This is a genomic window from Trichocoleus desertorum ATA4-8-CV12 (assembly GCA_019358975.1).
In the GTDB taxonomy this organism is placed as follows: Bacteria; Cyanobacteriota; Cyanobacteriia; order FACHB-46; family FACHB-46; genus Trichocoleus; species Trichocoleus desertorum_A.
This window is the reverse complement of sequence record JAHHIL010000023.1, coordinates 32,244-56,614: the sequence shown is the minus strand read 5'-3', so window position 1 is coordinate 56,614 and position 24,371 is coordinate 32,244. Positions and strand designations below refer to the sequence as shown.

Genomic DNA, 24,371 nt, shown 5'->3' with positions numbered 1-24,371 from the left:
GCCTGAGAGTAATCTCTCCTGTTTCGCCTGCTTCTCAGTTGAATTGCTTTCTATTAATCAAAAACTAAGGAGATCTTAAACATGGCTCGCAATCGCAAGCAGAACAACGATTCCAACACTGATAACTCAGAGCTACAACCTCAGCTCGAAGCGATCGCCCCTGTAGATGAAGCAGTCGCAGGTGGGGTAGACCGCTTGATGGAAGTGATTGAGCGTAGTGTTGAGAAAATTGGCAGTGATGATGCAGAGCGTGAACTGCTACGCCAGGGAGTTACCACAGTTGTGCAGGATACGTTGTTAGAACTCCTGCGACCCCAAGATGCCAATATGGAATCAATGCCGATGGGCTTGGTGGCTCCAATTAACGAAAACTTGGCAATGGGTAATGGTAATGGTACGACAGAGCGGGCGATCGATGCAGCGGTGAGAGGTTCCCAGCAAACCGGGATGGCGTTTGTTGAATTCACTCAAGGATTAATCACAGGTACTTTCAACTCGATCATCAAAGCGACTATTGATCAGATGAAAGCTTACAGTGAGATGGTTGCTGAGCTGACCAAGAGCCTGAAAGAATTTGCTTCTGACAACGTATCAGACGATGCAGTCGCAGAAAAACTTGACCAACTGACGTTTACAGAAAAGGATACTACTGGAAAGGACAAAGCGTTCGGAGTCGTAGTGGGTGAGCCTCGACGAGCTTACCATCTCAAGCGCCTCTACTACATGGCACCTGTTACAGGTGGACACCGAGCGGAGATCTTGAGGCTTTTCGGGCAAGATGACATCGTTAAGTCCACCACTAATGTCATTGATGAAACAAAAGTCAAAGAACTCTTTGAAAGCGATTTTGATAAGGCCGATGGCATTGAGGCCAATAGTTCCAAAGTCTACATCAACACTGATATCAGTACCATTCAGACTGCCATCAAGCATGGTCTAGCCCGTGATGGCATGAACCAACTGCGGCAGATGGCACGCGAAGGGATGGCTCGGATTGTCATCACCGAGGGAGAAATTAATACCAAGCTAATTTTCCGAGTTGCCTCTACTGAGTCAAGCAGCACGAACACTGCTAAGCGAAATAGCACAAGTTATGGAGGTTCGGTCAAGGCAGGCGCAACCTGGGGTTGGGGCAATGCTAGCGTCAGTGCCTACTATAACAACCTCAGCGTCAGCACTGTAGATCAAACTTCTGTGGGCAACATTGAAACCCTGACTCAAATGAGTGGGCAAGTCACCCTGAAGTTCAAAACAGATTACAAGCCGCTAAACGACGGTACAGGTTCAGTAAAAGAGTCTGATCTAGCTCCCATCGTCTAGACGAAGTAGTTGGCTCCCCTTCCACACCCAGGAAGGGGCTGGGGCTTAGGTTTAAATTTTACTTGCAACCAGCACTTCTAAAACCTCAACTGCAAATTTATATCTGTAGAAACGACATGCCTTCTATCCACTTTAGTGACCTAGTCGTGATGACCGCCGGGGAGATGTCCCAAATCCCAGCGACTCAAGGAGTAGAACCGGACGACCTACCAGATCTCCTGGCTCAAGCGAATTTGCCTGAATCCGCCTCGGAACTCACTTCGGAACTCTCTTTGCCGAGCCTGATTTTAGATGAGATTGCTATCGATCTCCCTGTGCATTTTCATCTTTCCCCACGCTCCACAGGTTCGCTAGCAACCGCTCGACTGATGACTACCCTACCCTCGCCCCTAGTCACAAAGTCGGTTAACGCATTGAGCCATTTTAGAGTTACCTTAAAGCTAAATCCTTAAGGCTGAACTTTTGTTCAGTGATATCCATCTCAACGTGACATAGCTTCTGTGACCAATAGCGACCGCCCCTTCATCTCCAATGAGTCTCTCTCCAACGAACCATCAGCGCTGCCCAATGATGAGTGGCAGTTGTCGGAGTTAATTCAAATCATTACGGCAGAGTTGGATCAAGCCCAAGATACTTTGATCCTCAAGTCGCAAAATCGGCGGCTGTCAATGATGGTGAACCAGTTAAACCTAGATCTCCAAGTGGATGTGCGCCGTGACCCCGCAGGGCATCTCATGTTTCGCACTGCTCCGCCTGGACAAACTGGGGCTACCGTGCTCAAACTAGGTTTCACGCCAGCATTGGATACGCAAGTCCAAGAAACTCGCAAGTCTATTGACCTAGAAACTAACGAATATCGAACGTTAGAAACCTTACCGGATATTCAGAGTTCAGAGATTCAAAAGTTAAAAACGGTTGGCATCCATTCTGTAAATGACTTGGAAATGGTAACGCTAACACCTGCCATGCTGACAGAGATCTCATCTAAGAGTGGGCTAGACGAAGCGCGGCTGCGGCTGTGGCGACAGTTACCGTTTATCACCCAAATTAAACCAGAGAGTGGGGCTCCAGGTAGTATTGTGGTGATTGACGGCGGCAATCTGGGTGGTACTGACTCAGTAGAAGTTTACTTTCAAGACCAAGCAGCCAAGGTGAGCGATCGCACCAGTACCCGTCTCACGGTGGAGATGCCCAGAAATGTCATTGGCAGTGGCTTAGTATTTGCCAAAATCGCGAATCAGAAAATCAATTCTCTGCCTTGGCGAGCAGATGTCTGGGATCTCTATGTGAAAGATATTGTTTTAGAGTCATCCCTACCGCTGATCCAGGGGCAGGAAGCGACGTTTCGGGCAGTTTTGAGTAATCAAGGAACCGTCGATGCTACTAACTTCAATGTGAGTTGGCAGCTCTTTCAGGTGAGGGTGCGGAGGTGGCCGCTACCCAGTCCTAAGACTGAAACCATGCTCAGGTTTGAGGACGAGGGAGACGAAATTCAGGAATCAATGCAGGCGATCCAACAAGTCGTCTACGCTCATGCAGCACTGCGATCGCAGCAGCAATCAACCGATAACTCAATCAGCTTTAAATACAAGTTTGATCAACCTGGGGTTTACAGAATTCGTTTCACAGCAGATCCAGAGAACAAAATCTCTGATCTATTGCCAACCAATAACAGCTTCATTCGCGAGTTTGTGGTCAATCGTTTGCCCCCACCTCCTGCCCCGCCTCCGCCCCCTGCTCCTGTTTTCAACCCGTCGCCCAATCAGTTCTCGCCGAAGTCAGGCAGAGCGGGAGATAATGTGACGTTGGTGGGCAACTACTTGAATGTTGGCGAAGTTTCGGTTCGGTTTGGGGCTACCAACGCCACGATTGTGGGCACACCTACGGCAACGCAAATTGTTGTCAAAGCGCCTTCCATTTCGTCAGGCAACTGGCCTATCACGGTTCAAACTGGAGGCGGTACTGTCACGACCACAGATTCATTTACCGTCGCTGCAACCAGTTACTACGGCTCTGGAGGCGCGATCGGGAGCAGTCTTTTATGACCCAATCCATCACTCGCTCCGTGTGGTCGTTCTGGACAAAACCCTTCCGGGCCCATCGGCAGACGATTTGGTTCACTGAGAAGCATCATTTACTGGCCTGGATTTTATCCCTCGAAACAGCAAGAAAACATTATCCAGAAACTGCGCTAGTGACTGATGATGCAGGGGCGAAGATGCTGGTGGATGGTTTGGGTCTAGAGTTTGATACGGTATCTACCGAATTGAATGCTCTCCAGCACCAAGATCCGGATTGGTGGATTTTGGGCAAACTGTGGGCCTACCGTAGTCAAAGCCAGCCCTTTGTTCATGTCGATAATGATGTGTTTTTGTGGAAGCCGCTCCCTCCAGAATTAGATTCAGCTCCGGTTTTCACGCAGAATCCGGAGTCATTTGTCTTTGGGGAACATCATGCGACTTGTTGGTGGTATCGACCTGAACTGTTTGATCAGCGCGTAAAAAGTAACAATGGCTGGCTACCGAAGGAGTGGCACTGGTATTTTTCGGGTCGTCGCAATTTAGCTTATTGCTGCGGGATTATCGGTGGCAACCATGTAGACTTTATTCACCATTATGCCGATATGGCCTTGCAAATTGCTGCAAACTCTGGCAACCAGGCAGCTTTTGCCCTAATGGATAACAAGCTGGGCGACTCTCTCCTAATTGAACAATATTTCCTAGCAGCTTGCCTGGAATATCATCAACAGTCTGCCGAGTCCCGTTTTCCAGATGTCACTATGCAGTGCTTGTTTGATTCTCCAGAAACTGCTTTTGGCTCTAAACGACCCGTTGAGGTAGGTTATACTCACTTGATTGGAGAAGCAAAACGAGATGCCGCGATCGCTCAACGCCTAGAGACACGGGTAGCTAAGGATTATCCAGACCAGTATCAGCGGTGCTTACAATATCTGGAAAAAGTGGACTTTTTTCTAGGGAGCGATCGCAGTAGACAGTAATCAGACCACGATCGTACTTCCGGGCGACTGAGTTTTGCATTTCTCTTTTCAACAACAAAGGCTTCTCCCAGATTCAAGCTAAGAGAAGCCTTCATGACTGATGTCTTTTATACGGTATTGCTACAAAATGTCTTTAAGCTTCTCGCTTCTGACGCTTGAGGGTAGCAGCACCTAGACCAACTAGGGCAAACAAACTTAAGACGGCGGTAGGCTCAGGAACGAGAACGGGGTCTGAAACAGTGACAGTTCCAATCGTTGAATCGAGATTTCCAGGTGAGAAAGATTCAACGTTGTCAGCAAAAGAGATTGCAAATAAGTACTCTAAATCTAGAAATTCATTACCAGAGCCAGAGGTGAATGTTCCCTGGTCAAGCCCATCTAGAAGACCAGGCTGATTCAATCTGCCATCTACATAAAAACTGGAGTCAAAATCTGCGATCGCGCCTGGCTCTTTAGAAGAAAAAGAGAATGCAGGCACCACATCATCACCGCTCCAGCTCCAGAGCCAGGATTTCAATTCATTACTAGAAACGATTCCGTCTTCAGCATCCTTCTCATCAGCCACAATCGTCCCTGAAATGGAAGCGTTCTCACTTCCTTCCCACCAGCCGCTATATTCAATATCCCAAGCAAATGTTGCAGCACTAGCAGGGGCAGCGAGTGATGCCAACCCTAAACCCAAACCGATAGCCAGAAAAAAGCGTTTCATAAAATCACCTAATGAACGAACTATGTGGAACTGGTTAACAAAGCACAACCATGAGCAAAAGAACCTTGAGCAAAAGCAAGTTTCTGGTAATGAGCTTCTTTATGGTCAGAATGCTCGAAAACTCACTGCCGAGCGATCTAGGAACCAATAATGCCGCCGTTTTTTCGGGTAATCACAACGGTTGCGTCGCGAGGGATTTTGCCGCTTCTTGGGGGTGCTGGGAAATTAGTTAGGCTGGGGTCGCCGTCGCCTGGATGCTGGAGGTTAACGAACATCGTGCGGCGATCGGGCGTTACTGTAATGCCCGTGACCTCACAACCCGTTACACCTGCAAAGATCCGGCGGATCTCACCTGTATTTGTATCCGCGACGAGCATCTGGTCATTCAGCTTGACGCCATTGATTTCTGGCTGATCTCCATCAGTTTCAATAAACAGCCGTCCGTCCGGATCGGCCCAAAGACCATCCGGGCTACCAAAGGCACTTTTCTCGATCGAGTGTGTGTCTTTAGCCAGAACAAAAATGTCCCAAGTAAAGGTAGTGCCAACGTGGTTGTTGCTGTCACGCCACTTGATGATGTGACCAAAAGGGTTGGGTGCCAGGGGGTTAGGAGGGGTCGCTTCTGTGCGTCGGGTGTTGTTAGTGAGGGTGCAATAAACATCCCCATTCGGAGCAGTCGCAATCCATTCTGGACGATCCATAGGTGTGGCACCCAGCGTGTCAGCCGCGATGCGGGTGTAAGTCAGAATCTCAGCTTGGTCAGCAAACTTAGCCTTGAGGGCAGGGTTATTGATGCTGAGTTCGAGCCAGTTGCCTGTGCCGTTGTCATTAAATTTAGCGACGTAGAGCTTACCTTGATCCAAGGGGCTAATGTTACGTGCTCGCAGCGATCGCCAGTTGCTATCTGAAACAAACTTGTAGATGTAGTCAAAGCGCTCGTCATCACCCATATAAACCACGACCCGACCGCCTTGTCCAACTACGAGTTCTGCATTTTCGTGTTTAATGCGACCGAGTGCAGTACGCTTTACAGGGGTTTGAGAAGCATCCATCGGATCGATTTCGACCACCCAACCAAAGCGGTTTTCTTCGTTGGTATAGCTGGAATTTGAGAGATCGAAGCGAGGATCGAACAAGTGCCAGCCATAGCCAGCGCCACCTGCACTGAAGCCGTAGCGGGCTTGAGCTGCGGTGGGTGTCCAAGCTCCAGTAGCACCAAAGTAACCGTTAAAGTTTTCCTCACAGGTGAGGTAAGTTCCCCACGGGGTTTTACCGTTGGCACAGTTGTTGACTGTCCCCAAGGTCGGATTCCCCGCACGGGTTCTTAGCAGTCTGCTTTTGGCTGCTGGCCCGCTAAAGGTGACGGGTGTGTTGACATGAATGCGACGAGCATTGGGGCTGCCAACATTCTGCCACCTACCATTCACCTTTCTAATCTCAAGGACTGAAACACCATGAGCATGTTGAGAGAGCCGCACATCTTCCAGGCTCTCTGGTACTTCTTTGCCCAATACATGCTGATTAGTACCGAACTCGTGGTTAATCGCCAGCATGCCGCGATCATTTCCGTTACCAATTGGAAAGAGCCACATGCCGTCATGACCAATTCCCACCTGTTGAGTTTGTTGGGCAGCAGTGGGACGAGTATTGGGGTCGCCCTCGTAGGTGGAGCCACCGGGTTGAAGTGGAGTGCCCCAAGGGATCAGTACATCATACTGGTAATCGGATGAAATGCTAGGTGTGGGGCCTACAGCATCGGTAGGGCGGACAAAGGAAAAGTTGATCAAGCTGCCAGCCTGACTCTGGGCGATCGCAGTACTGGAGCCTGGAGACATAGCACCACTCCCACCTTGGGCGGTAGCCGCTTTAACCCCTTGAGCTAGAAGCTTGTTGCCAGCCAGTGCTGCTAAAAAGCCAGTAGCTGACAGCGCCGCTCCATGCCCCAAAACGTTACGTCGAGACATTCTGACTCGCAGCACATCCTCAAAGGAACGATTGCCCGATTTGTTGCTACTTCCATTATCGTGAATCACCTGTACTCTCCTCTCAATGTTGAACGCTTACTGTTGAATCTGTTTTTCTGTTTTTCTGCTTCTCTGCGATCGCGAACCAAGACTGACTTTTTTGAGCTAAAACTTTTGAGCTAAAACATGGTTAATTTCCCAACCCAAAGGTTGGATTTTCCCTTACAAGAAACACTTCTTTTCTCATGAGCAATCGCATTCATCAACTGGGCAGGAATTCTGACACCTGCTCCTGAGTGGCTAACCTTATTTGTCAATCACGCTTCAATCACGTCAGCCATCCAAACATCAATCCAAGTCACTTAGATATTCCTGAGCAGGTTGTCCAGTTAGACGACCTGAATCAAAAGCTTCATCAATTTGAAAGGCTCGTTCTAGCCCACTCACAGTAGTCGATCTGCTTGGAGCCATTGCTACTATTTCTGTCTGCTCATGCCGTTGTAGTAGAGCCTGGGAAGCACTGTAGTACTTGGTCCAAGCATTGACTTGGGGATTTTCTTGCCACTGAGTCCGAGAAACCGTCGTAGTTAGAATCGGAATAATTTCGCCGTGGCGATCGCCTGTAACCACTACTTGAATAGTTGACAGGCCAGGATTTTGGCCAAACTGATCATTGATGGCATTGCTAACCAAGGACTCTGCCCGTGTTGTCAAATCGCTATATAGGGTTTGACCATACACAGGTATATCAATCACGACACCTTGCGCTTCTGCATGTGCAGGTTGATTAATGCCATTCAGGAACCCTAAAATACACGCTGCTGCAACAGCTATTAGAAGCTGACGAGTTAGAATCTTTTGCGTCACAAAACCAAGCACCTATCTAAAGTAGTTTAGGGAGGGATAATCAATCAGAATTGATATGACTTCATGAATTGCCATCCCGTTAATGCTCCCACGCATTACTTATGGGAACGTGAAGCTATGGTTAAATCAAGTTCAATCGAAGCTTAAAAGGCAGTAATATCTTGTAAAAGATTTGAAATAGACAGAATTACACGGAAACTTTGAGGTATTCAGGTGCCTTGAGACGACCGGTGAGCAGCCAGACAGTTTTAATGAATAGTTGCTGAGTTAAATGGTGCAATGTCACAAGTCAAAATTTATGGTCTGAGAGTGCAGCTTGACCCGATCAAACAAAAACTCTCCGATATCATCCATTCCTGTGTGATGGATGCGCTCCAATACCCTGCTGATAAACGGGCACACCGATTTTTCCCACTTGATGCCAATGACTTTTTCTACCCTAGTGGGCGCACAGAACGATACACCATTATCGAGTTCAGTATGTTTGAGGGACGTAGTGCTGAAGCTAAAAAGCAGTTGATTCGGTTATTGTTTGAACGGGTTCAATCCCTTGGGATCACAACGCAAGACTTGGAGATTACAATATTTGAAACGCCGAAGCATAATTGGGGATTTCGGGGTTTACCGGGTGATGAGCACCAACTCAACTACAAAGTCGAAGTATAAAGATGTGTTGTCAAGAAGGTAATTGGTGACAGTAGCACAATCGGGTAGCAAGGGGATTTTCTCCCCAGTCCCCACAACACCCCACGTGCGGCTCCGCATGGGGCGTTTCCCCAGAACGGTTTAGAGGTCAACGTGATGGCGTTGGGAGGGAAGGGATGATGGATGGTAGACGTAAGCCAGCCCAGCAATTAATTTGTGACAATCTTCTGCACCCAGATTGAACCTCTCCTGGGATAGCCATCTCCCCTCATCTCTGTGGCTAGAACATCACTAAGAAAAATTACGCAGGACTAGTCATCGGTGCCAGCGGAGTGGCCAGAGCCCGAAATTGAACTCGGAGCCCATCTTGCGGACGGGGAGTAGGAATGGTGGACAACTCCAGATTCTGGTCCGGTAGTAACTGCCACTCATAGCTCCGGAGGAGGGCGATCGCAAATAACTTCATTTCAAGACGAGCAAACTCTTTGCCGATACACTCGCGAAGGCCACCCCCAAAGGGCACATAGCCATATCTAGGCCGCTCAGCCGTTTGGGATGCATTAAAGCGCTCTGGGTCAAAACGATCGGGTTCGGGATAGAGGTTGGCTTCCTTATGGGTTGGGCCAATCTGGTAGATAGCGCTCCAACCTACAGGTACCTGATAACCATTGAACTCAAAGGGTTGCAATACCTTCCGGAAACCCGCTCCCACAGGTGGAATCAGGCGCAACACCTCCCGCAACACTTGATCGAGGTAGGTCATTTGCCGCAGTTCGTCCAAGGTGGGGGTCTCAGAGGCGGCAAGACCTTGTTGCTCTGCTCGCAAAGCAGCGGTGATATTTGGATGCTGCGCTGTCAGCATGCAGAACGAGGCGATCGCTGACGTGAGAGTTTCATGCCCAGCAAACAAGAGCAGCAAAACTTGATCCTTCAACTCTTCTAAGCTCAATCCTTGACCATTTTCGTCACGAGCCTCAATTAATAACTGTAAGGCGTCCTCAGTGCGCTCCTGTTGCTGCTGGCGATCGTAGATGATCCGCTCCAATTCTGCTAACAATCGTTTACGACTACGCCGTGCCCGCCCAAACGTAGTCCAAGGTAGAGGAATGGGGATTGAAAACAACCCGGCGCACCAAGTCTCAAATTCATGCCCCAACTTGGTTTGTGAACCTTGATCGAGACCGACGAATAATTTGCAAGCCACATCGAGCGTATAGTTCCGCAGTTCAGGATACCAAGTGAGAGTCTCTAGGCTCTCCCAACGCTTGAGATAGGTGCGAGTAATCTCTAACATCGTGGGGATATAGCTAGATAGCGATCGCGGCAGAAATGCTTGAGCGAGCAATTTGCGGCGACTTTGATGGGTGCCTCCAGTCTGCAAAGACAACGAGAGAGGGCCAAGTAAAACTTTGGTACTTGTTGGCCAACTAATCGCGAAATATTCATTTTCTTGCGACAGAACGAAGCGGTTAGCCTCAGCACCCCGCAAGAAAACAGTGGGCTGCCCCAGTAACTGAGTTCTAAAGACATCCCCATATTTTTCGTGACGTTTAAGGGCAAACTTCGCATCTCCAAAAAATGCCAAGGTTTCCCCTAACAAAGGCCAGCCAGATTGCCCGGGTGGTAGAGATTTTGAGGTAGTAGTATCAGACACAGATTTCATAGCTCAATGCACACAAGTAGCGATCGCAACGTACTGCAACTAATCATAATTGATGCTCCCGCTTGTCCATAGCGCTCAAGCTCAATCCTAAAGATGCAGAAGCGCGCCCGCAACTCCAGCAAGCAGAAGAACCAATAGCGCCGATTCGACTAACCCTCTCTTGACATCAGTAGTCTCTCGGCTTTGAAGGGGTTCCTCAGTTGCCCAAGCCACTACTCCCAATAAGCATCCCAATTGTCCTGGAAAGCTTGTTGGAGTTGCTCATATAAGCATAAGTCTTGATCTTCACCCTCCATAGCTCATCGCGATAGCGACCTCCCTTATACACCACGCCTCCAGCGACTCCGTACTTTCCATTGCGCACGTCCTCGATAAACTGACCCGTCAATTTACCCTGATAGATCACACGGGCAATACTGAGCGTCTTAAAATCTTCAATGAATTGTGCTGGCATCACCATCCCCTGCTCTGTTTGCACATCAAAAAGAACCAGTTCTTTCGAATCATCTTTTTGGTGCATGCCTGCGAAGGAATGAGGACCGAAGAAAGTCCTGGGTGAGCGGCGTTAAAGTCTGCAATCCCCATCGCATCGAAGTCAAAGCGATCGCGCATCCAGCTAAGGCCAACAACAGCCCAATTAAGCACGCCAAAATATTGATGGGCACGTCACGCCTCCCAAAAGCTGCATCTTCTCAATATCTTATGGGTTTTCTAGGAACTCCAGAAAAGATGGCAAAACCTTTGATTGGAATATGTGACGATGGATAGCATCCCACTTATCAGTCTAGAATTGAATAACCAGCAGGACACCTTAAATTATCTATTTCACTTTGAGATGGCTTCGGAGGCAATGCTGTAGTAGGTTGATTGCTCTGGCAGAGAATACTCACGGTTATAATCTCTCCACTAATTTCTCCCCCTCGCGTTGCCACAATACCAGTGTAGCTTTTCAGGCTTTCTACTTTTGCAAGCCCGATACTTTGGGCTATTCCTCTTTCACCAATTAGCCTGACAGAATACTTGTAGCTTTCATTATCTCCGTCTTGATACATGCCTAGAGAAGGTACATCAGAGGCAAAGCGACTTTCCTCCAAATGGAATGCTTGTTGCGCTCTATTGAGTGCACGGACATATAGTTTAGCTTCGAACTGTATCATTATCTTGATCTGATTTTCAAAAGATTCTGAAATTTGGGTGCCTATAGGAATGCTCCCAACATCCGAAATCTTCTTGATCTGTGTTGCTAGCTTAGTAGCTTCATTGTTGGATGGATCGATCAAGTACAACGTGCCGTCTGAAGTGATAAGTACCGTTAATATATCACCTGTCACAAGACGGACTTGCCACTGCCCTACCGAAGAATTTGAGAGAGTTTGAGCTTTAGCGCTTTGAGCTTTAACTGAGATAGACGAGGCCGCAGTTGGTCGAGCAAAACCACTGACTAGAAGCGAGATTATAGCTAGACAAGTAATAAATTTGAGCATGAGGTTGGCGATCTTTGCGGTAAGTAATAACTCCAACTTGACTCGCATTTTTCCAGAATGGTTAAATCATTCACCGTTGTGCAGTCAAATGACGAAGCCGCACCTGGCTATGAGCAGGCAGGCTCTTCAGAAGTGTTTCTGAATGCTGTACTACTCTGCTATCTCTACCCAACACGACGGTGACTGAAAGCGAGGGGGAGAGAAAGGAGAGGCGTGAATACTCCCGATTTCACTCCTAATGCGAGCGGGAGGCGATGGAAGTCTAGGAAGTGCCAACCTGAATGACCAGAGGCGATCGCTGCAACCTCCGATGTACAACTTGGGAGGATTGCACTGGAGGGAGGGAGACACAAAGCAGGATATAAATGCTCACTAGAGGGGAGAACTAGCAGAGACAGGCACACCTCGCATCAGGGCAGCCCAGAGCTGGAATGTCCGTTGGGGTGCTCGCGTCATTGCTAGCGATTGCTGAAGCGCCAGCGGTGCGTGGTCTAATAACTCCTCCAGTTGGGTTACAGCCGTAGGCGATGTTTGTTGCCGACTCACCCAATCCTCAAAGTCGATGGGCAAGCGCCACTGTTGGAGCAGTTCCAAGCTCATGCCGACTGCGGCGATCGCGGAGTGCCATTGAGAAAGTTGCCACTCCCAGTAGTGCGAGGGATCTCGCAACTGTTCGATGCGGTTGATGAAGTGAGCCAACTCGGGATCTTCGGGCGAGATTACATCCACCGCTAAAAACTGTCCCTTCGGCTTCAGGACTCGGTGAATTTCTGCCAAGGCAGGTTCGAGCGCCGAGAAGTGATGGGCGGCAAAGCGACAGGTAACTAAATCAAATTGTTGGTCCGCAAACGGGAGGGCTGTGGCGATCGCAGCTTGAAACCAAACATTCGTCAGCCCGCGATCGCTCAAGTTGCGCTCTGCTTCCGCTAGCATGCCAGCGCTGAGATCGACGCCTATCACTTGCTGCACAAAAGGAGCCAAGGCAAAGGTCGTGTGTCCTGCCCCACAGCCCACATCCAGAACCTGCCAATCAGGACTTGGGTGAGCGGCTTCCACGAGCCACTGCAAGTCTTGGCCGCGCCCAAACAGTGACGCGGTACTGTAGGCTGGGGCCGTCCGGTCAAACTGTTGGCGGGTGATTTCTTCTTGGTTCATCGTGCAGAGCAGGCTGAGGGGTGTTTCAACCATTTATTTTGCCATCGATTTAATGCACGCCCGGATGGACAAGGAGTCAGTCAGCCTCTGGCGGAAGATGGTGTGATGCTTCGGCTTGCGATCGCCTCCGGAATTTGAGTTGGATCAAAGTGACATCATCACCAAGGCAACACCTCTCCATTGGCGTGCCAGAACGTGCCTGTGTTCTCCAACGTCAACTGCTCCATTCGAGCTAACAACCCCTTCACAGACTCTTCAGGTGTGATGCCACTGGAAATAAAGTTCGTCATGCGGGTTTGCACGAGTCCAGGATGCAGAATGGCGACGGCAATGCCACGAGGTTTGAGGTCATGAGCCAGGGATTTGCCTGCCATTGACAACGCCACTTTCGACATGCGGTAGCCATAAGAACTGCCTGAAGTGTTGTCGGCAATCGAGCCCATTCGACTCGTCATCAACCCAATCTTGGAGCCTGCTTGCAGGTGCGGCAGCAGTGCCTGCGTCACCCGGAGAGGCCCCAGCGCATTCACCTCGAACTGTTCTCGGATGCTGTCGAAATCCAGGTTGTCCAGCGTCACGCACTTGACGATGCCTGCATTGTGAATCAAGACATCGATGACCTTGTCACTTAAGCGCTTTCGTAAATCTGCTACAGAAGCATCTGAGGTAATATCAATGCCTGCCTCCACCTGCACTCCTAGCTGCTGCAATGCCTCAGAGGTGCTGCGACAAACCGCAATGACGCGATCGCCTTGAGCTTGCAGTTGCCGACAGTACTCGTAACCAATGCCGCGATTTGCCCCTGTAACAAGATAAGTTGCCATGTGAACTCCGATCGCTTCGAAAGAGTATAGTGACCAATGCAGCCTGTGACTAGGAGTGGTTTTACCATGCCTGAGCGTCCCTATGATGTCATCCTCTACGGTGCCACTGGTTTCGTCGGCAAACAGACCGTGCAATACTTTTTCCGCCATATGCCACCAGTGCGATGGGCGATCGCGGGCAGAAACCGCCAGAAGTTGAAAGCGGTTCGTGCTGAAGTTGGGGCAGCGGTCGATGTGCTGGTTGCCGATAGCCAAGACAAAGCTGCGATCGATGCCATTGTCTCTCAAACCCGAGTGCTCCTCACCACGGCTGGCCCTTTTGTTCTCTATGGCAATGCCCTCGTGGATGCCTGCGTTCGCTTCAAAACTCACTACGTCGATATCACAGGAGAAACACCTTGGGTCAGAACCTTGGTCGATCGCTACCAGACTCAGGCAGCAGCCAATGGCACTCGCATCATTCCCAGTTGTGGTTTTGATTCAGTGCCATCAGACCTCGGCACCTACCTGGTGGTTCGGCATTTGCAACGAGAATTAGGAGTTCCTTGCAGGCAGGTGAAGGCTTATTTTCAGGCCTATGGCGGGTTGAATGGCGGTACTCTCGCTTCCGCTTTCCATCTTTATGATTCGGCAGGGGCAGCTCAGATGAATGAACCTTTCCTGCTTAATCCTCCCCCGCCTCCACCTCCCGCTCCAGATGAGCGTAACCGTGACCCGCACAGGCCCTCCTTTGACGCCGATCTCAACACCTGGGTCGCTCCCTTCTTCATGGGGCTCGTCAATACCCGCATCGTCCGTCGCAGTTGTGCCCTCTACGAGCAATGGCAAGAACCCTACGGACCTGACTTCACCTATCAGGAGTATCTCAAGTTCGATGAGCCCTTCGCTTGGTTAAAGGCAACGGGGGTGACCGCTGGGATGGGCCTGTTTACAGGAGTTCTGCAACAGCCTCAACTGCGTTCACTGCTGCAACCCATACTGCCGCAACCGGGTCATGGACCTTCTAAGCAAACGATGAATGAGGGATGGTTTTCCTGCGAACTGGTGGGCACTGCTGTAGATGGACGCCAAGTGCGGGGACTGATTCGAGACCAGGGAGACCCTGGCAATCGCGCCACGGTCAAGTTTGTTTGTGAATCAGCTCTTAGTCTGGCACTCCATAGCGATGAGCTACCGGGTGGTCGGACGCGAGGCGGCATTCTCACACCCGCAACGGGCTTGGGAGAGGTTCTGGCAGAACGCTTACGCCACGCTGGCATGACCATAGCCGTCCACTCGTAATGTTGCAGGTTAGGATTGGACAGAGGACATGAAATTGAAGTATGGCAAAGCAAGAAGAGCCCTTAACGGGAACAGCCTTGGTCAAAGAAGTTTGTCGGCGGATTCGAGTTGCCCGAAGTTACTGGGATGCTCATAATAATGCGGCTTGTCGCGGAGAGCGCGATCGCGCTTTAGCCCTTTACAATACCCTCACCCAGGAACAAAAGGCGCAAATTCCGCAGGCGTTACGGGTGTGGCTGCGCTATCGCAGTGAGAAGTACTTTGGCACGCGCCGAACCCCGCCTAAGTCAAAGCGTCAGTCGAAGGTTTAACGATCCCACTCATCTCATCACTCGTATTGGGAAATGAGGCAAAGGGATGAATGGCCCAGGTTCAACCGATGTCATGATCGCTAAAGGGGAAAGCAGGCATCAGCAATTTGGAGCCGACCGATTGAGTCACATACTGGGAGATAATTCAGGCCACTCGCTAAAGAAAGACGGAAGGGAGGCGATCGCTATGCGGGTCAAACTCAAGGAAATTGCCTTTGCCAATGGGGCAGTGATGGTAGACCTCTACAACATCAGTTTCAGGGTTAAAGCGCTTGTCACCACTCAGCCTGCTAAGGGGGAAGCAGGAAACTGTCGAGGGGAGCTTTTGCAAGGGGAAGAGATGGCTGTGGAGCGAGTATTCACGCATGCGGGTCGAATCTGGGTCAGCGGCAAAAACTCCAGAGGTGAGCGAGTGGATGTGGACCCCAAAGATTTGCTTTATGTGGAGCTGTAGCGATCGCGGTAGCCTGAACTAACTTGCAAGCATTCCTAGAAGACAGTTCTGTGCTAGTTCACTGCTTCCCTGATTCGTTGCCCAACATCCAGGAATTTTCGCCTGATTCAGAGAGTATCTGCTGCATCTCTTTAGGCCAAACGCATCTACCTTCAAGCACCCTAGAATCTGAAGTTTACTGCGCTCAACCGCGACGCTTGCTGAGTCAGCAAAGCTTTCAGCTCGTCTGCGGATGCTGGAATGTCTAATTTGAGTACACCCGACACGGTTCACTCTCGACATTCAGAGGGCTCTGCTTTTGTAACTCTATTTTGGAGAATTGGTATTAGGCGTTAACAAACGCATTTTTATCGGCTGAAGGACCATTCCAATGAAACGACAGGGTCTTCCTGATTACTCTGAAATAGTGGTAATTAATGGGTCGGGTACCGGGAAGGAGCGCTGCCTCAGCAGCGTAAACTGTCGTAATCCAGCATCATAAGCGAATACCTGACCGGTCTCTATTTCGTACATCCAAGCATGCAAATTCAGTTGCCTGCTATGCAGTTTGGACCGAATGACAGGATACGTTTCTAAATTCTCGATCTGTGTCAACACATTCTGCTCGATCGCGATCTTGAGCAATCGCTCGGGCTGCACGTTCGCATAATTATCTAACACTAAGCGCCGCGTCGCTTCTCCATGGCGCTTCAACCAGTCGTAGACCAGCGGCATCTGCTCACTCAGATTGCCGATTTGCAGCAACCCCTTCATGGCCCCACAGTGGGAATGACCACAAACAATGATGTCTTGCACACCGACTCCAGATACCGCATACTCTACCCCGGCGGCTTCAGCACTACTAGCAGCTCCATAAGACGGAATGATATTACCGACATTCCGCATCACGAATAGTTCACCGGGCTGAGACTGCGTGATTAAGCAGGGGTCAATCCGTGAATCGGAACAAGTAATGAATAGAACTTCGGGTGCCTGCCCGTTCGAGAGTCGTTCAAACAGTGCTCGATTTGTGGTGAAGTAGTCGCTGTGAAACGCATTGAGTCCCTGGATCAGACCGGTCACTGACATAAATCGATTCCTACTGCTGGCAAGGCTAGTGAGTGTACTCGCACTGCATCCTCAAAGCGGATGTAGTTCTATCCTTCCCTTGATACACACGAACCGTAACATTTTCCGTACTTCCGTAAAGAAATGCTAGCAAGTGGCTTGATCAGGGGGACACAAGAACACGAACAAATACCTCAATTCAGCCATGTTTTCGACAAACTAAGCTTGCTCTACTACATGCAAATACTGAAAAGCTGAAGGTATAAACCTCCAGCTTCTCACTCATTTCAATAGAAATCATCCGGTAGTGCATCAAATGATGGTGGGGTAGGTAACGAGGTCGTGCCAAGTTCAAGGCTTTTCGGCTAATCCTGCTCGTTGTGCTGCGGTTGTCTTCAATCGGCTATGCTGCCAAATTCAGTTGAAATAACTCACCATTGGTCCTCTCCAAGCGTTGTGTCTTGTCTTTAGCGATATGATGCAGAATTTCGGCAGGCAAGACTCGTCCATAGCCTCCCCAATCATCGCTATTGAATTGTTTACAAGCGGTTTTTCCTTCACTGCTGACCACTAATGCTTCGATCAATTCATCAGTGTGTTTTCCGACTCGGGCTGCCAGAATGAGTCCACTGGAATCTGCCAAGCTTACTGCAATCCAACAATCTCCCGCTTCTAGCTCCTGGGGCAGGCATTGCTTCTGTTTTTTGAAACAAACGACCACATCTCATCCGCACTCACTTCCCCGGTTTGCACAGCTTTCACCTGGGCGTTGTGAACTAACTGAGCCTTCTGACTGGCAACACGAACAATGCTCACTACGGTGTTGTAGGCAAGCCCACTGGTTCGGCTAATCCCTCGCAAACTGCTGCCTTCACTATGCACCTGTAAAACCTGCCGAATCTGTTCGGGCGTGACGTGGCGAGGTAATACAAGGTGTCAAACCGTTCATTGAAGGTTTGCTTGCATTGGGGGGCAGAAATACCGTTGGCTACCATTGGGGGCTTTACCATGTTTATGAGTGCTGGGATGACCGCACAGACGACATTCCATAGGTCTTGCTGGAGAGTAGTTATCCCTCTACTTTACCTAACCCACTACATCTTGATGCACTACCGCTTCCTCAAACCTTTTCAAACATCCTCTCAACTCAGAACCCTAACTTTCCGTTCAAAATCCTCCTCTGGTCTGAGATTGGAAAAACTTTTAGATAAAAACTGCAAGACTGTATTGTACAGAACAAGAACAGACTTGTTTGTACTCTTAAATATTCTCGTACTAACAGACTTGGTATAACACCCCACTTTGACAATTCATTTGTCTTACCTGTGCGGGCAAGGTTTTAGAATCCTAAACTCTACAACCTTAGTTTTCCCGTGAATTAAAAAGAAAATAATTCAGCAATTCCGAAACTAACATTCTTTACTTTCAATAGTTGATAGTCACTTACTCATTTCATCCACCGTTATTCATTCATCACTTGTCAGGGGTGCTTCATGCTCAAAACCATCAAGCGATCGGCGGTTATTTTAATGACTCAAGCCTTTGTTATGGGGGTGTTCCCAGTATCAGTGCTAGCTGCAACATTTGAGTTAGAAGAAGCAACGATCGCTGAAATCAACAGAGCATTTGATGCAGGTGCGTTAACTGCGGAGGAGCTAGTGCAGCTATATCTCAACCGCATTGAAGCCTACGAAGATGGCGGACCGAAACTCAACTCGATTACAACGATCAATCCCAACGCTTTAGAAACAGCAGCCGCACTAGATTTGGAGCGTCAGCTCTATGGCCCCAGAAGCCCGTTGCATGGAATCCCTATCCTGCTGAAGGACAACATCGACACGTTTGATTTACCAACTTCTAACGGTTCGGTCATCTTGAAGGATTCTATTCCACCCGATGACGCTTTTATCACTCAAGCATTGCGGGATGCTGGAGCGATCATCTTAGGCAAAGCAGCAATGGGGGAGTTTGCCGGAGGTAGCTACAACACGATCGATGGGCAAACCCTCAACCCTTACAATTTCAATCGCAACACAGGCGGGTCTAGTAGTGGTTCTGGAGCCGCTGTTGCTGCCAACTTAACTGTTCTTGCTATTGGAACCGACACTAGCACTTCTGTGCGAGGTCCCGCATCGTTTAACGGCATTGTAGGGCTCAGACCGACAACAGGACTGATCAGCCGAGATGGTATTGCGCCTAAAAATCTGACCTTTGATACAGCAGGTCCGATGGCCCGTACCGTAACGGATATGGCTCTTCTGCTCAATGTCATTGCTGGTGTTGATCCTGCCGACCTCCTTACCTTTGAGAGCGAAGGAAAGATTGCTGAAGACTATACCGATTTCCTCGTTAAAGGTTCACTGAAAGGAGCCCGCCTAGGTATTTCGCGTGATTTCTTTGGTGGTGCTCCAGAAATTGATGTGCTTGCAGAACAAGCGATCGCCAAATTAGAAGAATTGGGAGCCGAGATCATCGATCCTGTTCTCTTCTCTCCAGAATTTATTGATTTCTTTGTCCGGGGTCAAGGTCCTAACATTAGAACGATCGCCGATTACCGCTTTAAAGAGGATTGGGATGCTTACTTAGCAACCCTTGGACCAGATATTCCCAAAACTGTGGAGGAGTTTATCGAGATCTACGAAACGGAAGTCAATCAATCTCCGCTCCCTGTGGAGAACAGCGTTCTTAACTTATTGAAGAGAGCCGCTGCTACATCTACTGATGATCCCGCTTATAAAAACCTCATCGAGAATGTGTTACCTCAAGCAACTGAGCTAAAGCTTGCGCTCTTTGATGCCTACGATTTAGACGCGCTTGTCTTTCCGTACCAAACCAGTTTTGCGCCTCCCATTAATAATCCGGTTTACTCTGTTAATGATCCAAACTTTGTGCGATCGGGCATTCCTAGCCCTGCAACCATAGCAGGCTATAGTTCGGTTGGCTTCCCAGGCATTGTTGTGCCCATGGGGTTTGGTTCACAGGGACTGCCCACAGCTATTTCCTTCTTTGGAAAACCCTATGAGGAAGGAAAGCTAATCAGCTATGCCTATGACTATGAGCAGGCAACGAAGCTACGTGCTCCCTCGCCACTTGTTCCACCGCTTCCTGGTGAAAGAATTGAGTACAAAACTGTACCTGAACCGGGAATGGCGATCGCTTTAGGGGTTGCTGGGTTATCAGCTTTAGGGTTGAAGCGTAAAAGAACCCAAAGTTTAGCCTAATTCTCTCGTTTGGGTTGAGCTATGCAAAACCTAAGCAACATCCATCATTCACTTGAACACAGGAGCTAACACTGTGCTGAAAAGCATGAAGCGAGCGGCTGCTTTGATAGCGGCTCAAACAGTAACACTAGGGCTTTTTCCGCTAGGAGCGTTAGCAGCTACGTTCCGTTTAGAGGAAGCAACGATCGCCGAAATCAATCGCGCATTTGATGCAGATGCATTGACATCTGAACAGTTGGTGCAACTATATCTCGATCGCATTGAAATCTATGACAAAACGGGGGAAACACCGCTTAATTCTATTATTTTGACTAATCCCAATGCATTGGAAACAGCGCGAGCATTAGATTTAGAACGTGAACTTTATGGTTCGCGCAGCCCCTTGCATGGAATTCCAATTATTGTTAAAGACAACTACGATACGTTTGATCTGCAAACTACGGCAGGCTCTTTATCGCTTGCAGGTTCGATTCCACCTGATGATGCATTCCAGGTGCAACGGCTGCGTGATGCAGGTGCGATTGTGTTGGCAAAGTCAAATTTGGCGGAGTTTGCCTTTAGTGCTCAGCGCAGTGTGAGTTCGATTTTAGGAACGACTCGCAACCCCTATGATCTGAGCCGTGTTCCTGCTGGCTCCAGTGGCGGAACAGGAGCAGCAGTCGCGGCCAACTTTGGCACAGTGGGCTTGGGAACTGATACAGGTAACTCGATTCGAGGTCCGTCTTCTCACAATGCTCTGGTTGGTATTCGTTCTACGATTGGTCTAACCAGCCGTGATGGCATTGTCCCGCTCAACCTCTACCGTGATATTGGTGGGCCAATGGCACGAACGGTTGAAGATGCTGTACTCGTTTTTGAGGCGATCGCAGGCTACGATCCAGCGGATTCATCAACTGAAGTGGTGAAGAATCTAACGCTCCCTGACTACAGCGAATTTCTCGACAAAAACCGCTTGAAGGGAGCGAGATTGGGAGTGTTGGATGAGTTGTTTAGACCGTCCAGCGGAAGTACCAGAGCAGCAACGGCCAGTCCAGAAATTGAGAGGTTAATGGATCAGGCGATCGCTGATTTAAGATCCCAGGGTGCGATCGTTGAGCCTACTGTGATCCCTGACTTTAACGCACTGGTGACGGCTACAGGCGGCTGCAACAGATTTGAATACGACATTAATAACTATCTGAATAGTCTTGGACCCAATGCACCGGTGAAATCCCTGGACGACATTATTGCATCTGGAAAGTTTGATCCGACCGTAACCAATAGTTTGACTGCTGGGGCGGCTGTTGAGGACTTGCCGCCTGAGCAGCGAGAAGTTTGCCAGACAGCGGAGTCAAACCGGGATGTGATGCGCAAGGTGGTTTTAGATGTGATCGATTCCAACAAATATGATGCATTTATCTTTCCGACTTGGAGTAATCCACCTCGGTTAGTGGGCGATGAAAGCAGTCCAGATGGCAACAACAGCGGTATCACTGCTCCACCCACAGGTTTTCCAGCAATCACAGTGCCGATGGGTTACACCGTCAATAATACGCTCCCCGCAGGACTGCAATTCTGGGGCCGTCCCTTTGATGAACCAACGCTCATTGGATTGGGGTATTCCTACGAGCAAACCACTAAACACCGTCGTCCTCCATCACTTTTCCCGGCGCTTCCTGGAGAGGAGATCGAATATGAGACTGTACCTGAGCCAGGAGTGGCGATCGCACTAAGTATCACCGGGCTATCAGTTTTAGGTCTGAAACGTCAGAAAGCACAAAGCCCAGCTTAATTCTGTTAGCAAAGTTTTGCACATCAACCCAATCTAAATCATTCATTCAACTGGTCTATAGGAGTGAATACTGTGCTAAAAAGTATGAAACAAACGGCTACATTGGTAGCAGCTCAAACGGTAGCACTAGGGCTTCTTCCGCTAGAAGCGTTGGCAGCAACGTTTCAGCTAGAAGAGGCAACAGTTTCTGAAATCAATAGAGCATTTGATGCGGGCGCGCTGACATCTGAACAATTGATTGGGCTCTATCTCAATCGAATTGATACTTACGATGACAGCCTTAATTCAATTATCACGGTTAATTCAGATGCACTAGAAATTGCTAGGGCGTTAGACCTAGAGCGCCAAATAACCGGGCCAAGAAGCGCACTACATGGCATTCCAGTCATTCTCAAAGACAACTATGACACCTTTGATATGCCCACAACGGGGGGTTCAGCGGTTCTTGAAGGGTCGGTGCCTCCAGATGATGGATTTTTGGTGAAGCAACTGCGGGATGCAGGAGCTGTTATCTTTGCCAAGGCAAATATGTCAGAGTTTGCGGCTGGTGTTCCGGGTGGGTCTCTCGCTGGTTTAACAAGCAATCCCTATAACTTAGAGCGCAGCCCGGCTGGATCTAGCGGTGGTACTGGAGCTGCGATCGCCGCTAACTTTGGCGTGATTGGTACGGGTAGTGACACAGGTGGCTCGATTCGAGGTCCAGCGACGGCTAATGGACTGGTGGGAATTAAACCAACATTAGGCTTGACAAGCCGTGACGGCATTATTCCGCTGGCCCTGTCATTTGATGTGGGGGGACCGTTAACGCGAACCGTTGAAGATGCTGCTATTACTCTTGGCATCATGGCAGGTATTGACCCCGCTGATCCGGCAACGCTAGGAAGCGAAGGTAAGTTTTTCAAAGACTATACGCAGTTTTTAGATAAGGGCGCATTGCAAGGTGCACGAATTGGCGTAGCGCGTGATTTCTTTGGTCGTAATCCTGAGGTCGATCAGATTGTTGAGAATGCGATCGCCACCATGAAAAGGTTGGGAGCAACTATTGTTGATTCTGTCTTTTACCCGCCCGAGATTCTTACAGCCAAAGAAACGATCTACACACGGGTTCGATGGCCAGAGTTTAAGGATCAAATTCCTGATTACTTAGCAACCGTAGGCGATGAATATCCCAAAGATCTTGATGACATCATTGCTCTTGCAGAACAGGATGACTTTTTTAAGCAGTATCCAACGCGCTTAAATTTGTTTAGGAATGAGCAGGCAAGTGCATCTATTACTGATCCTGATTACATAGATGCATTTACCAATGGCAGAGCGTTAGTTCGCAATACGGCTCTAGACTTGTTGAATGGCAATAATCTCGATGCCTTAATTTACCCCACATCAGGCTGTCCAGCGAGTCCGCTTCCCGGAATAACTGACCCCACGTTTGTGTGTAACCCAGGGATATCGCCTACAAATATTGCAAACATTTCAGGCTTCCCAGATATTCAAGTTCCAGCAGGGTTTACTTCCGATGACTTGCCAGTGACGATTTCCTTCTTTGGACGGGCTTACAGTGAGCCAACGCTATTGGGCTATGCCTACGCCTTTGAGCAAGCGACTAAAGCTCGTCGCTCTCCGGAATTGTTTCCTGCACTTTCCGGGGAGGAGGTTGAGTATGAAACGGTGCCTGAACCTGGCATGATTCCAGCGCTAGCAGTTTTAGGGATTAGTGCTTTTGGAGTCCAGGTCATTAGGCGGGGCAGGAAACAGAACAAAGATCAGCCTGAAACCGTTGTCCTAGTTTCATAAGTGTTTCAATCCTTGTAGCAGCAAAAGGTACAGATGATGAAACTAGCTAGTCGAGGTGCATCACCATCTACGATCGCCCAGACCTTAAAAATTGCTGGCGTCGTTCTCATTGTTTTATTTCTGATTGACTGTATCAGCTTTACTCTGTCGCCTAATCTACTTAACAGCCGATGGTTAACCAATTGGATTACCCAGATCGCTGATCGCGGGGTTATATCAATGGTAGGCATTGCTCTACTATTGATGGGGCTTTGGATTGGCAATAGTCCTAAACCAACTGAATCAAGAAGGCGATCGCGCCCTAGTTTAATTACGATGACGCTGCTGCTCTCTGGGTTATTGGGGGTTGTCTTTTTGCTGTTTGCACCGCTACATTTCAATGCCAGTCGATTGATCAATGCAGAAGTGTCAAAGCAGATCAATGAAGAAGCATTACGTGCTGAAAGTAACCTGAACAGCCAACTGGAACAGCAGCGTAGTCAGGTCAATGCTTTGTTGTCTAATGATGAGCAGTTAAAACAACTGGAGCAACAGCTCCAAGGAGATGAGGTAACAGAAGCACTACGTGTACAGTTGCAACAAGTTAAAGAAAATATTCAGCAGGCAAGAGCAAACCCAGCATTTGTAGAACAGCGAGTCAAAAGACTGCGGGATCAGGGATTGATCCAAATTCGTCAAACTCAGCTACAGACAAAAAGGCAAATCGTAGCTGAAATTCGCAAGTCACAATTTCGCGTTACAGTTAGCAGTTTATTACTGTCACTTGGCCATTTGGGCATCTGTTGGAGTGGAGCCAGCGTAACCCGAAAGAACGCACAAACTGTGGCTGCCTCTATTCGATAGGCTTTTGATTTAGGTTGTGT

23 protein-coding genes and 1 pseudogene are annotated in these 24,371 nt (G+C 49.0%); 14 read left to right on the top strand and 10 right to left on the bottom strand.

Annotated features, from left to right (window positions below):
• Window positions 1-81 precede the first annotated feature (81 nt).
• The 4 genes from KME12_16485 to KME12_16470 all read left to right on the top strand — a co-directional run bounded on the left by KME12_16485 (window position 82) and on the right by KME12_16470 (window position 4,318).
• The gene (locus KME12_16485) at window positions 82-1,320 is read left to right on the top strand and encodes a hypothetical protein (protein ID MBW4489387.1); all 1,239 of its coding nucleotides are present in this window, start codon (window positions 82-84) and stop codon (window positions 1,318-1,320) included.
• 116 nt (window positions 1,321-1,436) lie between these two features.
• Window positions 1,437-1,772: a hypothetical protein gene (locus KME12_16480; protein ID MBW4489386.1), complete on the top strand. Its 336-nt coding sequence runs from the start codon at window positions 1,437-1,439 to the stop codon at window positions 1,770-1,772.
• A 48-nt stretch (window positions 1,773-1,820) separates the two neighbouring features.
• Entirely contained in the window at window positions 1,821-3,365 is a 1,545-nt protein-coding gene (locus tag KME12_16475; GenBank protein MBW4489385.1) for an IPT/TIG domain-containing protein, read from the top strand.
• On the top strand, window positions 3,362-4,318 hold the full coding sequence (locus tag KME12_16470; GenBank protein ID MBW4489384.1) for a hypothetical protein: 957 nt from the start codon (window positions 3,362-3,364) through the stop codon (window positions 4,316-4,318). Before KME12_16475 ends, KME12_16470 begins: the two co-directional genes overlap by 4 nt.
• 133 nt (window positions 4,319-4,451) lie before the next feature.
• Here KME12_16470 and KME12_16465 read toward each other — a convergent pair whose 3' ends face one another.
• The 3 genes from KME12_16465 to KME12_16455 all read right to left on the bottom strand — a co-directional run bounded on the left by KME12_16465 (window position 4,452) and on the right by KME12_16455 (window position 7,858).
• The gene (locus KME12_16465; GenBank protein MBW4489383.1) at window positions 4,452-5,027 is read right to left on the bottom strand and encodes a PEP-CTERM sorting domain-containing protein; all 576 of its coding nucleotides are present in this window, start codon (window positions 5,025-5,027) and stop codon (window positions 4,452-4,454) included.
• Window positions 5,028-5,164: 137 nt separating this feature from the next.
• A complete protein-coding gene (locus KME12_16460; GenBank protein ID MBW4489382.1) occupies window positions 5,165-7,060 on the bottom strand; it encodes a PhoX family phosphatase in 1,896 nt (631 codons plus the stop codon).
• 279 nt (window positions 7,061-7,339) lie between these two features.
• Window positions 7,340-7,858, bottom strand: coding sequence for a hypothetical protein (locus KME12_16455; GenBank protein ID MBW4489381.1), 519 nt, complete (start codon window positions 7,856-7,858; stop codon window positions 7,340-7,342).
• A gap of 279 nt (window positions 7,859-8,137) precedes the next feature.
• On the opposite strand from KME12_16455, the gene KME12_16450 reads away from it, so the two are divergent.
• Complete coding sequence (locus KME12_16450) at window positions 8,138-8,524, top strand: tautomerase family protein (GenBank protein ID MBW4489380.1); 387 nt, start codon at window positions 8,138-8,140, stop codon at window positions 8,522-8,524.
• Window positions 8,525-8,804: 280 nt separating this feature from the next.
• Here KME12_16450 and KME12_16445 read toward each other — a convergent pair whose 3' ends face one another.
• Window positions 8,805-10,166 carry a cytochrome P450 gene (locus KME12_16445; GenBank protein MBW4489379.1) on the bottom strand — a complete coding sequence of 454 codons (1,362 nt, stop codon included), beginning with the start codon at window positions 10,164-10,166 and terminating at the stop codon, window positions 8,805-8,807.
• Window positions 10,167-10,362: 196 nt separating this feature from the next.
• Window positions 10,363-10,686: a hypothetical protein gene (locus tag KME12_16440; protein ID MBW4489378.1), complete on the bottom strand. Its 324-nt coding sequence runs from the start codon at window positions 10,684-10,686 to the stop codon at window positions 10,363-10,365.
• Window positions 10,687-10,721: 35 nt separating this feature from the next.
• On the opposite strand from KME12_16440, the gene KME12_16435 reads away from it, so the two are divergent.
• A complete protein-coding gene (locus tag KME12_16435) occupies window positions 10,722-10,934 on the top strand; it encodes a hypothetical protein (GenBank protein ID MBW4489377.1) in 213 nt (70 codons plus the stop codon).
• Window positions 10,935-10,945: 11 nt separating this feature from the next.
• On the opposite strand, the gene KME12_16430 is transcribed toward KME12_16435, so the two are convergent.
• Complete coding sequence (locus tag KME12_16430) at window positions 10,946-11,698, bottom strand: type IV pilin-like G/H family protein (GenBank protein ID MBW4489376.1); 753 nt, start codon at window positions 11,696-11,698, stop codon at window positions 10,946-10,948.
• Window positions 11,699-12,022: 324 nt separating this feature from the next.
• On the bottom strand, window positions 12,023-12,805 hold the full coding sequence (locus KME12_16425; protein MBW4489375.1) for a methyltransferase domain-containing protein: 783 nt from the start codon (window positions 12,803-12,805) through the stop codon (window positions 12,023-12,025).
• Between KME12_16425 and KME12_16420 the strand changes: the two genes are divergently transcribed.
• Window positions 12,797-12,943, top strand: a complete 147-nt coding sequence (locus KME12_16420) for a hypothetical protein (GenBank protein ID MBW4489374.1) — start codon at window positions 12,797-12,799, stop codon at window positions 12,941-12,943. The genes KME12_16425 and KME12_16420 overlap by 9 nt on opposite strands.
• 20 nt (window positions 12,944-12,963) lie before the next feature.
• Here the strand turns inward: KME12_16420 and KME12_16415 are convergent, their stop codons facing one another.
• Window positions 12,964-13,629 (bottom strand): SDR family oxidoreductase, encoded by a 666-nt coding sequence (locus tag KME12_16415; protein MBW4489373.1) that lies wholly within the window; start codon window positions 13,627-13,629, stop codon window positions 12,964-12,966.
• 66 nt (window positions 13,630-13,695) lie between these two features.
• On the opposite strand from KME12_16415, the gene KME12_16410 reads away from it, so the two are divergent.
• From KME12_16410 to KME12_16400, 3 genes are read left to right on the top strand one after another with little or no spacing between them, the layout of a single operon-like run.
• Window positions 13,696-14,910 (top strand): saccharopine dehydrogenase NADP-binding domain-containing protein, encoded by a 1,215-nt coding sequence (locus KME12_16410; GenBank protein MBW4489372.1) that lies wholly within the window; start codon window positions 13,696-13,698, stop codon window positions 14,908-14,910.
• 41 nt (window positions 14,911-14,951) lie between these two features.
• Window positions 14,952-15,221, top strand: coding sequence for a Precorrin-3B methylase (locus KME12_16405; GenBank protein MBW4489371.1), 270 nt, complete (start codon window positions 14,952-14,954; stop codon window positions 15,219-15,221).
• 46 nt (window positions 15,222-15,267) lie between these two features.
• Window positions 15,268-15,675, top strand: a complete 408-nt coding sequence (locus KME12_16400) for a hypothetical protein (GenBank protein MBW4489370.1) — start codon at window positions 15,268-15,270, stop codon at window positions 15,673-15,675.
• Between the two features lie 393 nt (window positions 15,676-16,068).
• Here the strand turns inward: KME12_16400 and KME12_16395 are convergent, their stop codons facing one another.
• Window positions 16,069-16,743 (bottom strand): carbonic anhydrase, encoded by a 675-nt coding sequence (locus KME12_16395; protein ID MBW4489369.1) that lies wholly within the window; start codon window positions 16,741-16,743, stop codon window positions 16,069-16,071.
• A gap of 330 nt (window positions 16,744-17,073) precedes the next feature.
• Window positions 17,074-17,772 (bottom strand): annotated as a pseudogene (locus KME12_16390) (IS1 family transposase).
• Window positions 17,773-18,215: 443 nt separating this feature from the next.
• Here KME12_16390 and KME12_16385 point away from each other — a divergent pair.
• The 4 genes from KME12_16385 (at window position 18,216) to KME12_16370 (ending at window position 24,351) form a co-directional block, all read left to right on the top strand.
• A complete protein-coding gene (locus tag KME12_16385; protein ID MBW4489368.1) occupies window positions 18,216-19,943 on the top strand; it encodes a PEP-CTERM sorting domain-containing protein in 1,728 nt (575 codons plus the stop codon).
• Window positions 19,944-20,016: 73 nt separating this feature from the next.
• Entirely contained in the window at window positions 20,017-21,714 is a 1,698-nt protein-coding gene (locus KME12_16380; protein ID MBW4489367.1) for a hypothetical protein, read from the top strand.
• Between the two features lie 84 nt (window positions 21,715-21,798).
• Window positions 21,799-23,508, top strand: a complete 1,710-nt coding sequence (locus tag KME12_16375) for an amidase (GenBank protein MBW4489366.1) — start codon at window positions 21,799-21,801, stop codon at window positions 23,506-23,508.
• Window positions 23,509-23,541: 33 nt separating this feature from the next.
• Window positions 23,542-24,351, top strand: a complete 810-nt coding sequence (locus tag KME12_16370) for an HpsJ family protein (protein ID MBW4489365.1) — start codon at window positions 23,542-23,544, stop codon at window positions 24,349-24,351.
• The last annotated feature ends 20 nt before the right edge of the window (window positions 24,352-24,371 follow it).

Coding starts and splice junctions, on each gene's coding strand:
- KME12_16485 (MBW4489387.1), top strand. CDS start 82: ATGGCTCGCAATCGCAAGCAGAACAACGATTCCAACACTGATAACTCA.
- KME12_16480 (MBW4489386.1), top strand. CDS start 1,437: ATGCCTTCTATCCACTTTAGTGACCTAGTCGTGATGACCGCCGGGGAG.
- KME12_16470 (MBW4489384.1), top strand. CDS start 3,362: ATGACCCAATCCATCACTCGCTCCGTGTGGTCGTTCTGGACAAAACCC.
- KME12_16465 (MBW4489383.1), bottom strand. CDS start 5,027: ATGAAACGCTTTTTTCTGGCTATCGGTTTGGGTTTAGGGTTGGCATCA.
- KME12_16450 (MBW4489380.1), top strand. CDS start 8,138: ATGTCACAAGTCAAAATTTATGGTCTGAGAGTGCAGCTTGACCCGATC.
- KME12_16445 (MBW4489379.1), bottom strand. CDS start 10,166: ATGAAATCTGTGTCTGATACTACTACCTCAAAATCTCTACCACCCGGG.
- KME12_16440 (MBW4489378.1), bottom strand. CDS start 10,686: ATGCACCAAAAAGATGATTCGAAAGAACTGGTTCTTTTTGATGTGCAA.
- KME12_16430 (MBW4489376.1), bottom strand. CDS start 11,698: ATGCGAGTCAAGTTGGAGTTATTACTTACCGCAAAGATCGCCAACCTC.
- KME12_16425 (MBW4489375.1), bottom strand. CDS start 12,805: ATGAACCAAGAAGAAATCACCCGCCAACAGTTTGACCGGACGGCCCCA.
- KME12_16415 (MBW4489373.1), bottom strand. CDS start 13,629: ATGGCAACTTATCTTGTTACAGGGGCAAATCGCGGCATTGGTTACGAG.
- KME12_16410 (MBW4489372.1), top strand. CDS start 13,696: ATGCCTGAGCGTCCCTATGATGTCATCCTCTACGGTGCCACTGGTTTC.
- KME12_16405 (MBW4489371.1), top strand. CDS start 14,952: ATGGCAAAGCAAGAAGAGCCCTTAACGGGAACAGCCTTGGTCAAAGAA.
- KME12_16400 (MBW4489370.1), top strand. CDS start 15,268: ATGAATGGCCCAGGTTCAACCGATGTCATGATCGCTAAAGGGGAAAGC.
- KME12_16395 (MBW4489369.1), bottom strand. CDS start 16,743: ATGTCAGTGACCGGTCTGATCCAGGGACTCAATGCGTTTCACAGCGAC.
- KME12_16385 (MBW4489368.1), top strand. CDS start 18,216: ATGCTCAAAACCATCAAGCGATCGGCGGTTATTTTAATGACTCAAGCC.
- KME12_16375 (MBW4489366.1), top strand. CDS start 21,799: ATGAAACAAACGGCTACATTGGTAGCAGCTCAAACGGTAGCACTAGGG.
- KME12_16370 (MBW4489365.1), top strand. CDS start 23,542: ATGATGAAACTAGCTAGTCGAGGTGCATCACCATCTACGATCGCCCAG.